The organism is Sedimenticola selenatireducens DSM 17993, from assembly GCF_000428045.1.
GTDB lineage: Bacteria > Pseudomonadota > Gammaproteobacteria > Chromatiales > Chromatiaceae > Sedimenticola > Sedimenticola selenatireducens.
This window is the reverse complement of the sequence record NZ_ATZE01000003.1, coordinates 254,858-265,346: the sequence shown is the minus strand read 5'-3', so window position 1 is coordinate 265,346 and position 10,489 is coordinate 254,858. Positions and strand designations below refer to the sequence as shown.

The 10,489-nt window shown below is 59.3% G+C and carries 9 protein-coding genes; 2 read left to right on the top strand and 7 right to left on the bottom strand.

All coding sequences use genetic code 11. The features are described from left to right. The 4 genes from A3GO_RS0104295 to A3GO_RS0104280 form a co-directional block, all read right to left on the bottom strand. On the bottom strand, positions 1 to 254 hold a 254-nt coding region (locus A3GO_RS0104295; protein ID WP_157606704.1), incomplete at its 3' end, for an IS110 family transposase. A gap of 165 nt (positions 255 to 419) precedes the next feature. Continuing rightward, positions 420 to 1,046 (bottom strand): SPOR domain-containing protein, encoded by a 627-nt coding sequence (locus A3GO_RS0104290; protein WP_029132356.1) that lies wholly within the window; start codon positions 1,044 to 1,046, stop codon positions 420 to 422. Then, on the bottom strand, positions 1,046 to 2,806 hold the full coding sequence (argS, locus tag A3GO_RS0104285) for an arginine--tRNA ligase (protein WP_029132355.1): 1,761 nt from the start codon (positions 2,804 to 2,806) through the stop codon (positions 1,046 to 1,048). The genes A3GO_RS0104290 and argS overlap by 1 nt, the downstream gene beginning before the upstream one ends. 193 nt (positions 2,807 to 2,999) lie before the next feature. After that, a complete protein-coding gene (locus A3GO_RS0104280) occupies positions 3,000 to 5,201 on the bottom strand; it encodes a primosomal protein N' (RefSeq protein WP_029132354.1) in 2,202 nt (733 codons plus the stop codon). A gap of 576 nt (positions 5,202 to 5,777) precedes the next feature. Between A3GO_RS0104280 and A3GO_RS0104275 the strand changes: the two genes are divergently transcribed. Then, complete coding sequence (locus A3GO_RS0104275) at positions 5,778 to 6,395, top strand: HNH endonuclease (RefSeq protein ID WP_029132353.1); 618 nt, start codon at positions 5,778 to 5,780, stop codon at positions 6,393 to 6,395. Further along, entirely contained in the window at positions 6,392 to 7,273 is an 882-nt protein-coding gene (locus tag A3GO_RS0104270; protein ID WP_029132352.1) for a fructosamine kinase family protein, read from the top strand. The genes A3GO_RS0104275 and A3GO_RS0104270 overlap by 4 nt, the downstream gene beginning before the upstream one ends. Before the next feature lie 39 nt (positions 7,274 to 7,312). Here the strand turns inward: A3GO_RS0104270 and A3GO_RS0104265 are convergent, their stop codons facing one another. The 3 genes from A3GO_RS0104265 to A3GO_RS0104255 are packed head-to-tail and all read right to left on the bottom strand — an operon-like array spanning position 7,313 to position 10,420. Beyond that, a complete protein-coding gene (locus A3GO_RS0104265; protein WP_029132351.1) occupies positions 7,313 to 8,092 on the bottom strand; it encodes an amino acid ABC transporter ATP-binding protein in 780 nt (259 codons plus the stop codon). A 33-nt stretch (positions 8,093 to 8,125) separates the two neighbouring features. Beyond that, positions 8,126 to 9,226, bottom strand: coding sequence for an amino acid ABC transporter permease (locus A3GO_RS0104260; RefSeq protein WP_029132350.1), 1,101 nt, complete (start codon positions 9,224 to 9,226; stop codon positions 8,126 to 8,128). Positions 9,227 to 9,229: 3 nt separating this feature from the next. After that, positions 9,230 to 10,420 (bottom strand): amino acid ABC transporter permease, encoded by a 1,191-nt coding sequence (locus A3GO_RS0104255; RefSeq protein ID WP_029132349.1) that lies wholly within the window; start codon positions 10,418 to 10,420, stop codon positions 9,230 to 9,232. Between the last annotated feature and the right edge of the window lie 69 nt (positions 10,421 to 10,489).

The following is a 10,489-nucleotide window of genomic DNA, read 5'->3' as shown; positions in this document are numbered from 1 at the left end:
CGCAGGTAGGCCTTCACGTGCTGCGGGGGCAGCAGCACCACCTCGTGACCGAGTGGCTGTAACCCTCTGGCCCAGTAGTGGGCGCCGGCGCAGGCCTCCATCGCCACACGGCATGGGGGGTGCTGGGCAAAGTGGCTCAGCAGCTGCTTGCGACGGAGCTTCTTGCGCCATTGCCGCTGACCTGCACTGTTCAGTGCTACCATAAAAAATGTATGCTTTGCCAAATCCAAACCGATTGTCATAAGCTGTTTCATGGCCTTCTCCTCCACCTTTGATGGTTGATTCTCTTCCATCATGGCGCATCGACGCCAGTACGGGGGGAGGAGGGGCCATCTCATCGACCTACGGGTTGGAAGGTCTACACCACGCCAAGAGCTTCACGCCACTGCTCCTTGTGCCGACACGGTAAGGTCACATAGCTATTTTTTCAGCTTGATCACCAGGCTGTTGATATTGTTCTGGGCCAGCCGGGTACGCAGGGTGTTGACCTGGCCACTGGTGTAGGGGCCACTGCGCACCCGGTGGAACACCTCACCGCCATCCAGGGTAAACTTCTGGATTTCGGCCTCGATACCCACCAGAGCCAGGCTCGCCTTCAACTTGTCCGCATCGGTGAATTTCCTGAACGAACCCATCTGCAGCATGTAGTAGGCGGACGCAGTCCCGGTCTTGCTACCAGCGCTGACCACCGGTGCCGCACCGTTATTCGCTGGGGCGACAGCCGGCTCTTTCTCCGGTTCCGGGTCCGGGACTACCACCTCCATCTCCGGCAGGATGGTATAGAAGTCAAAACGGGGCTTGGGCGTGGATTGTGCCTTGGGCGGCTCCGGTTCGCGCCTTGCCACCTCCTCACGGGGTGCGCTGTACGATCGGTCAACACTCGCGGGTGTCGGCTTCCGCGGGCCCTCCGGTACCAGCTTGAGCCAGACCAGCAGGGTGACAAACAGGCCAATCAGCAGACCACCGGCAAACCAGACCCAACCCGATACGGGTTGTTTTTTGGCCTTTTTTTGTGGCGTCGCTCGACTCTTGTAATCCCGCGGCATTACATCTTCTCCGGCGCGGAGACTCCCAGCAAATTGAGTCCATTGCGCAATACCTGTCGCACCGCCAGGATCAGCTTGATCCGCGCATCCCGCAGCGCCTCATCCTCCACCAGGAACTGGTGGGCGTTGTAGTAGGTGTGGAAATCATTGGCCAGATCACGCACATAATGTGTCAACTGGTGCGGCTCTTCATTCAGGGCGGAGCTCTCGACCACCTCCGGGTAGCGGGCCAGAGTCTTCAGCAGCGCCTGCTCATGATCCTCGGTCAGCCGCTCAAGATTCCGGTCGCCCTCGCTGATCTCCACCGGAATGCCTTTTTCCGCCGCCTGGCGCAGCACGCTGCAGACCCGGGCATGGGCATACTGCACGTAGTAGACCGGATTGTCGCTGGACTGGGACTTGGCCAGATCCAGATCGAAATCCATATGCTGCTCGCACTTGCGCATCACGTAAAAGAAGCGCGCCGCATCCGAGCCCACCTCCTTGCGCAGTTCCCGCAGGGTGACGAAGGAGCCGGAGCGAGTGGACATCTGCACCCGCTCGCCGCCCCGATAGAGAATGGCGAACTGAACCAGCAGCACATCGAGACGGGAGGGATCATCACCCACCGCCTGCATGGCCGCCTTGACCCGCGGCACATAGCCGTGGTGATCGGCGCCCCAGACATCAATCACGCGCTCGAACCCGCGTTCCAGTTTGTCCATGTGATAGGCGATATCGGAGGCGAAATAGGTGGTCTGGCCGTTGTCCCGCACCACCACCCGGTCCTTCTCGTCGCCAAAATCAGTAGACTTGAACCAGAGCGCGCCGCCCTTCTCATACACATGACCGGAGTCACGCAGGCGCTGCAGCGCCTTGTTCACGGCACCGGAATCGGTCAGGCTGCGCTCCGAGTACCACTCCTGATAGCTAACGCCGAACAGGCCCAGGTCATCGCGGATATCATCCAGGATGGTGTTCAGGGCCAGCTCGAAGACATAGCGATAGCGGTTATCACCGAGTAGATTTTTGGCCTGCTCGATCACCCCGTCGATATGCTTCTCCTTGTCGCCGCCGGCCGGCTCGTCCACCGGCACGCCCGCAAACACCTCATCTGCTGCATGCCGATAGCTGTCGCCATGCTCCCGGTGCAGGGTGGCGGCGATATCCCAGACATAGTCGCCACGATAACCGTTGGCGGGAAAGGGGACGGTTTCGTCGCACAGCTCCAGGTAGCGTAGCCAGACACTGGCGGCCAGGATATCCATCTGTCGTCCGGCATCGTTGACATAGTATTCCCGGTGCACATCGTAGCCCACCGCCTCCAGCAGATCGGCCACCACCGCGCCGTAGGCGGCCCCGCGACCATGCCCCACGTGCAGTGGCCCGGTGGGATTGGCGGAGACGAACTCCACCTGAATGCGCTTGCCCTTACCCAGTGTGCTGCGACCAAAGCTATGCGCCTGGGTCAGCACCTCACCGATTACGGCACGATAGGCGTCCGCCGCCAGGGTGAAGTTGATAAAGCCGGGACCGGCGATCTCCACTTTCGCCACCGCCGGCGAGGCCGGTAGGGCGGCGATCAGCTGGTCGGCCAGATCACGCGGCTTGCAGCGCGCCGCCTTGGCCAGCACCAGCGCCACGTTACAGGCGAAATCGCCATGCCGCGCATCCCGGGTGCGCTCGATGATCGGCTGGAGAATCGGCGCATCGCCAATCCGGCCATCCTCGGCGATCTTGGCCAGGGCCTGGGAAACCAACTGCTGAATCAGGTTCTTCATCTTCTACCTAACGGAAAAACGGAAACGGGTAAGGATACAACAAAGGCGGTTGGAGGGTAACTGCCGGTGGCGGGAGGGGTCGATACCAGGAGCGCGCTATGGACTTAACTCCCGAACACCTCCGTATAGACGCCGCTCCGACAATGCCTGTTTCAATCACATCGTTGCAAGCTGGGTGTTTAGCCGGATCGGATCAGAACATCTCCTGTGGATCCACATCGATCGACCAGCGCACGCGTCGCGCTGACTTGAGTGTTGCCAGCCGCCTCACCCAGGGTGTCAACAGCCGCTGCAAATCGGCGCGCTGGTCTGATTGCAGCAACAGATGGGCGCGAAAACGCCCCGCCCGACGCTCCATCGGCGCCGGCACCGGACCCCAGAGCTCGACCCGTCCCCGAGCCAGCGTCTCCGCTAGACTGCAAGCCTCCTCCAGGAACTCCCGGGGCGCGGACTCCCGGGGGGCCTCCGCCCGCAGCAGCGCCTGGTAACTGAACGGGGGGAAAACAGCGGCTTCGCGCTCCGCCAGCATTTCCGAGGCAAAGGCCGCATAGCCCTGGCGCACCAGCAGTTGCATCATGGGATGATCGGGATGCCGGGTCTGGATCAGCACCCGCCCGGGTTTTTCCGCGCGCCCGGCCCGGCCCGCCACCTGTATAATCAACTGTGCCATGCGCTCCGCGGCACGGAAATCAGCCCCGAACAATCCCTGATCCACATCCAGAATACCCACCAGGGTCACATCCGGGAAGTGGTGTCCCTTGGCCAGCATCTGGGTTCCCAGCAATAGTGAATACTTACCTTTTCGGATGCCGTTCAATAGCTGATCAAGACTCCCCTTGCGCCGCGTGGTGTCGCGATCGATTCGGGCAATACCCGCTTCGGGAAAACAGCTCGCCAACACCTCCTCGACCCGCTCTGTACCCTGGCCCAGGGTACGCAGATCCGTATCACCGCACTCCGGGCATTTCGTATCCTGGCGCCGCTGTGAACCGCAGTGGTGGCACCAGAGCAGCCGACTGTCGGCATGCAGGGTCATGCGCGCATCACAACGGCGACACTGGGCAACCCAGCCACAGGCGTGGCAGGTGACAATCGGGGCATAGCCACGCCGGTTGATGAACAGCAATGCCTGGTTACCCTTGTCCAGGGTCTCCCGGAGCTTCTGCATCAGCACCGGCGACAACCCCGCCTCCATGCGCACTGAGCGGATATCCAGCAGATCCATGCGGGCGGGCTTGGCATCACCGGCCCTTCGGGGCAGCCGCAGATGCCGGTAACGTCCGGTGCGGGCATTCTGCAGCGTCTCCAGCGAGGGCGTGGCGCTGCCCAGGAGCACCGGACAGCCGGTGCGTTGAGCCCGGATTACCGCCAGATCCCGGGCGGAGTAGCGAAACCCATCCTGCTGTTTAAACGAGAGATCATGCTCCTCATCCACCACGATCAGGCCGAGCCTCGGCAATGGGGTCAACAGGGCGGAGCGGGTGCCCAGCACCACCGCCGCATGTCCCAGCCGGGCCAGATGCCAGGCGCGCTCCCGCTCACCTGCCGCCAAACCGGAGTGGAGTACCGCCAGACCAGTGCCCAGACGACGTTCAAAGCGGCGGATCAATTGCGGGGTCAGACCGATCTCCGGCACCAGCACCAGGGTTTGCCGACCGGCTTCCAGCATCCGCTCCACCAGCGCAAGATAGACTTCTGTCTTGCCGCTACCGGTCACCCCGTCGAGCAGATAGGCCCCAAAGCACTCCGATTCGACCGCATCGACCGCCTGCTGTTGATCCGTATTGAGCCGGGATGGCGTTGGTGCGTGCGCTCTTCCGAGCTCACCCGGCGGCTGCTCATCCGAGCCAATCCAGCCCTTCTGGCGCAGCGACTGCAAAGCCGGCCGACAGTTTCCACAGACCTGCAGTATCTGCGCCTGATCCATGCTGCCGCCAGACTCCTGCAACAACGCCAGCACTTCGGCCTGTTTCCGGGCTCGTCCGAGCCTGGCCGGGTCTTGTTGCCTGCCGAGCGCAGTCAGCGTCCAGCTCTTCTGCAGCACCGAAACCTGTGGCTCCCCCCTGCGCAAACGTACCGGCAGGGCGTTGGCAAACACTTCACCGATCGGATGCTGATAATATCCCGCCGCCCAACGCAACAGCGCCAGATCGGCGGCGGAAAACAGGGGCACCGTATCCAGCACGGCCCCGGCGGGCTTCAATCGACGCCCGCTACTCTCCTCAGCCGTGACCAGCTCCAGCAGCACACCACAACGCTCACCCCGACCAAACGGCACCCGCACGCGCACGCCGGGGACCAGTTGATCGGCGGACAAATCGGCGGGGGGCAGATAGTCAAAGCAGTGGTGAAGCGGGGCAGGCACAGCCACCCGCAGAATCCGTTGTTCAGGCATGGCAGAATGCTACCTGACTCGAGGAAATTTAACACTAGCGCGGAGTGCTACCGGTCACTGACGCCATGGTGTCAATGCAGGTCTCCGGATAACTAAAATCTTCACAAAATCCGCTAACTGTCTATTCCATAACAGACATTTGGATTTATCCACAGAAGTTGTGGATAACTCTGTTGAAAACCCGTTGGAACTGGCTGCCAGACCAGTAATTCATTACTTTTTTGTTAATCTGACAAAAAAATCACCACCGGACACAACTTATTAGAAAACAGCCACTTGCATAATTTCATGATTACCTAATATACAATCCTACCTGGCTCGACCGGCATTATGGCTTGCTGCACTGCAGCTGTGCATAACACCAAGGAAACAGAGCATTTTTTTCTCTTGTCAACCACTTTTTTTACATATCAGCACTTTCCGGGTATCTGGCGAAACCGCCCGGCGCGGCTAAAAAAATCCTTTAAATTTCCCTGTCGGCACAGTTCTCTCCGCAAGAATAAATCGCTGCGACCAGCTATTTGCAACCAATATCAAACTATGCTACCTAAATGAGCAGTTACCAGGGTTTTCGACATGGCAGGGCTCCACCAACTGATACTCCGTACCGATATGGCCGGCATGCCCCTTGAGTGGGTAGACTACCGCGATGCCGTGCGTCTGCACTTTCTTGACCAGATCGCCTACACCTGTGGACGCGTACTCTACCGGGTACACGGCGGCATCAACGCCAGAACCCAACGGCAGAGTCATGTCGACGTCAACTCGATCATCGCAACCCATGGCAACAGCCGCGCTCTGGAGAAGATGCGTAACGGGTATGTGCCACCGCTGAACAACCAGACCCTGTTTCAGCGGGATGGCCATATCTGCCTTTACTGTGGCCAGCATTTTCCGAAAAAACTGCTCTCCCGGGACCATGTCCGCCCCCTGAGTCTGGGAGGACCAGATCACTGGAACAACGTGGTCACCGCCTGCATCCGCTGCAACAATCACAAGGCAGGGCGCACGCCGGAGGATGCCGACATGCAACTGCTGGCCATCCCCTTCATTCCGACCCATGCCGAGTACATCTATCTCCAGGGCCATAATGTACTGGCGGACCAAATGGAGTTCCTGCGCGCTCACTTTCCCCGTTCCAGCCCACTGCACCAACGCCTGGGCAGGACCCAGCCGGCCTATCCACAGGTATGACGGCAGAGAGCGAAATCCTGCCGCATATCATCCAGCGGATCACCGGAACACCGACCACGACATACCGTATCACCAACCTGGGCGGCGGCTGCATTAACCAGGCACTGAAGCTCTGCTTCGGTGACCAGACCTACTTTATCAAGCTCGCACAAACGGGAAACCTGGAAATGTTCGAAAGTGAGGCGGCGGGGTTGGAAGCGCTGGCAGCGGCCGGGGTAATCCGCACTCCAGGCGTGATCTGCATCGGCATGACAGAAACTCACACCTATCTGGTACTGGAATATCTCCCGCTGAAAAATACCGGTGACCAGGCACTTGCCGGCCGCCAGCTTGCCGCACTGCATCGCACGACCAATCGCCGTTACGGTTGGAATCGCGACAACACCATCGGCGCCACCCCCCAGCCCAATGAACCATGCGACAGCTGGATCGATTTCTGGCGCGAGCGGCGGCTGGGATTTCAACTGACCCTGGCCGCACAACAGGGATACCAGGGACTACTGCAGGAACGTGGCGCCCGATTGCAGGAAAAACTGCCCGGGCTGCTGGACCACTGTCCGGCCGCTTCACTGCTGCATGGCGATCTCTGGTCGGGCAACCTCGGATACGACGGGAACGGAGAGCCCGTCATCTATGACCCGGCCGTCTATTATGGTGACCGGGAGGCCGACCTGGCCATGACCGAACTGTTTGGCGGATTCTCCAGCCGCTTCTACCGCGCTTACAACGAGGCCTGGCCCGTGGACAGTGACTATCAAATCCGCAAGACCCTCTACAACTTGTACCATATCCTCAATCATCTCAACCTATTCGGCGGCCACTATGAACAACAGGCCCTTGCGATGACTGACCGACTGCTTGCGGAGTTGGGCGGGTAAGCGCCCGCCAGTCATTGTCTGGCTGACGGGCGGGGGGGTTCAGTGCTGCAGGATCTGGCTGAGGAACAGCTTGGTGCGGTCTGACTGGGGATTGTTGAAGAACTCGTGGGGCTCGTTCTCCTCGATAATCTCACCGGCGTCCATGAAGATCACCCGGTTGGCCACGGTCTTGGCAAAGCCCATCTCGTGGGTCACGCAGAGCATGGTCATACCGCTCTCCGCCAACTCGATCATGGTATCCAGCACCTCCTTGATCATCTCCGGGTCCAGCGCCGAGGTGGGTTCATCGAACAGCATGATGTGGGGATTCATGCAGAGGCTGCGGGCGATCGCCACACGCTGCTGCTGTCCACCGGAGAGCTGCCCCGGATACTTCCTCGCCTGCTCCGGGATTTTCACCTTTTCCAGATATTCCATCGCCACTGCCTCAGCCTCCCGGCGTGGCATTTTGCGCACCCAGATCGGCGCCAGACAGCAGTTTTCCAGAACGGTCAGGTGCGGGAACAGATTGAAGTGCTGAAACACCATCCCCACCTCCTTGCGCACCTGGTCGATATGCTTCACGTCGTCGGTGAGCTCGGTGCCGTCGACAATAATCTGTCCCTGCTGATGCTCTTCCAGGCGGTTGATACAGCGGATCATGGTGGATTTGCCGGAACCGGAAGGCCCGCAGATTACAATCCGTTCGCCCCGGGTTACCGCCAGATTGATATCCTTCAGGACATGGAACTGGCCATACCACTTGTGGACGCTCCGCATCTCGATAGTGAGGTCAGCAGAATCCTCTGACGGGCGGGGTGCATTGTCGGTCTCAGACATAGCGTGTCTCCAACTCTTGCCTATTTATTATGGTTACCGGGCGTGGCCGGTATGCAGTTTCTTTTCCAGCGCCATGCTGTAGCGCGACATACTGAAACAGAAAATCCAGAAAATACTGGCGGCGAACACATACCCCTCAATGGAGAATCCCAACCAGTCCGGATCGGCGAATGCCTGCTGGATGATCGCCAGCAGATCGAACAGGCCGATAATCAAGACCAGGGTGGTGTCCTTGAACAGGGCGATGAAGGTATTCACAATGCCGGGGATCACCAGCTTCAGCGCCTGGGGCAGGATGATCAGCCCCATGCTCTTCCAGTAGCTGAGTCCCAGCGCCTCCGCCGCCTCATATTGCCCCTTCGGTATCGCCGCCAGACCACCCCTGACCACCTCGGCCATATAGGCCGACTGAAACAGGGCGATTCCGATCATGGCCCGCAACAGCTTATCGAAATTGGTTCCCTCGGGTAGAAACAGCGGCAACATAACTGAGGACATGAACAGTACCGTAATCAATGGCACCCCGCGCCAGAACTCGATAAACACTACACAGACCGACCTTACGATTGGCATTTCTGAGCGCCGTCCCAGCGCCAGTACAATACCAATAGGCAGCGAGGCCACGATGCCAACTCCAGCCAGGATCAGGGTCAGGCTGAGGCCGCCCCATTTGCTGGTCTCTACCGGGGTGAGGCCAAAATTGCCTCCGGAGAAGAGCTGAAAAGTAATAATCGGATAGAACACCAGGATAAAGATCGCCAACTTACCCTTGTGCTGAAACTTCTTTATGAACAGCGGTATGGCCAACACAATCAGCAGCCCAAAGGCCAGATTGATGCGCCAGTACTCGGACTCGGGAAAGAAGCCGTACATGAATTGATTCATGCGCACCTTGACGAAAACCCAACAGGCACCCGTTGTCCCGCTGCAGGCTTCCCGGGTATCTCCCACCCAGGTGGAATCCAGAAATACCCAGCTGATGATCGGTGGCACCGTCAGATAGACCAGATAGATGGCGAACAGGCTTAACAGCGTATGCAGCGGCGAGGAGAACAGGTTGCTTCTCAACCAGCCGAGCACACCCACACTCAGGGTTGGGGGGGGCAGGTCGGGATGGGGGGTATGCACAGTCATGGTTTACCTCTCCACCAGTTGGATACGTTTGTTATACCAGTTCATGAATAGCGAAATGGTGAGACTGATCGCCAGATAAACCGCCATGGTCATGGCGATCACCTCCACCGCCTGACCGGTCTGGTTCAGGGTGGTGCCGGCAAACACCGCCACCAGATCGGGATAACCGATTGCGGTGGCCAGCGAGGAGTTCTTGGTCAGGTTCAGGTACTGGCTGGTCAGCTGCGGAATGATTACCCGCAACGCCTGGGGAATGATCACCAGACGCAGCGTCGGGCCCGGACGCAGGCCCAGTGCGCGGGCCGCCTCGGTCTGCCCATGACTTACCGCCAGGATGCCGGAACGGACCGCCTCGGCGATAAACGCACCGGTATATATACTCAGGGCCACCAGTAGTGCCGCCAATTCCGGGATCACCACCATTCCGCCGGCCATATTGAAACGTTGCAGCACCGGGAAATCCCAGCTCAGCGGCATGCCCATCATGAAAAATGCCAGCAGCGGCAGACCAACTATCAGTCCGATAGAGGCATACACGGAGTGGAACTGCTCGCCCGTGGCCTCCTGCCGTTTGTGTGCCCAACGGATTATCATGATACTGGCGACAATCGCTACCGCCAGGGCCACGACCACCAGCCAGAAACCCTGTTCGTAGACGGGGCTCGGCATATAGAGACCGCGATTGCTGAGAAACAGCGTGTCGTTGAATATCAGGCTCTGACGCGGACCGGGAAGCGGCCGCAGCACGGCAAAATACCAGAACATGATCTGCAGCAGCAGAGGAATGTTGCGGAACACCTCAATATAGATCGTGGCCAGGCGCGAGATAATCCAGTTCCGCGACAGTCGCGCCACCCCCATGATGAAACCGATAATGGTAGCGAAGAATATGCCCAATGACGCCACCAACAGGGTGTTGAGCAGCCCGACCAGAAACGTGCGGCCGTAAGTGTAGGTCTCATCGAAGGGTATCAGGGTCATCAGGATGCCGAAACCGGCTTCATTTTCCAGGAAGCCGAAACCGGTACTGATCCCACGTTGCTCCAGGTTGTGGAGGGTGTTCTGAAAGATGGTGTAACCGAAGAAGCCGATACCGGCGACCAGCAGGATCTGGAAAACGAGCGACCGGACTGCAGGCCGTCTCCAGAGTGCCGGCTTCGCGGGTACCGGCACGTTCCGTAGTTCATCCGCCATAAATTTCCCTTCAGGACAGTTAATACAGTAAGCCACAGGGCGGCTGCAGACCGCCCTGTGGCTCCTTCA

Coding starts and splice junctions, on each gene's coding strand:
- A3GO_RS0104275 (WP_029132353.1), top strand. CDS start 5,778: ATGGCAGGGCTCCACCAACTGATACTCCGTACCGATATGGCCGGCATG.
- A3GO_RS0104260 (WP_029132350.1), bottom strand. CDS start 9,226: ATGACTGTGCATACCCCCCATCCCGACCTGCCCCCCCCAACCCTGAGT.
- A3GO_RS0104280 (WP_029132354.1), bottom strand. CDS start 5,201: ATGCCTGAACAACGGATTCTGCGGGTGGCTGTGCCTGCCCCGCTTCAC.
- A3GO_RS0104265 (WP_029132351.1), bottom strand. CDS start 8,092: ATGTCTGAGACCGACAATGCACCCCGCCCGTCAGAGGATTCTGCTGAC.
- A3GO_RS0104270 (WP_029132352.1), top strand. CDS start 6,392: ATGACGGCAGAGAGCGAAATCCTGCCGCATATCATCCAGCGGATCACC.
- argS (WP_029132355.1), bottom strand. CDS start 2,806: ATGAAGAACCTGATTCAGCAGTTGGTTTCCCAGGCCCTGGCCAAGATC.
- A3GO_RS0104255 (WP_029132349.1), bottom strand. CDS start 10,420: ATGGCGGATGAACTACGGAACGTGCCGGTACCCGCGAAGCCGGCACTC.
- A3GO_RS0104290 (WP_029132356.1), bottom strand. CDS start 1,046: ATGCCGCGGGATTACAAGAGTCGAGCGACGCCACAAAAAAAGGCCAAA.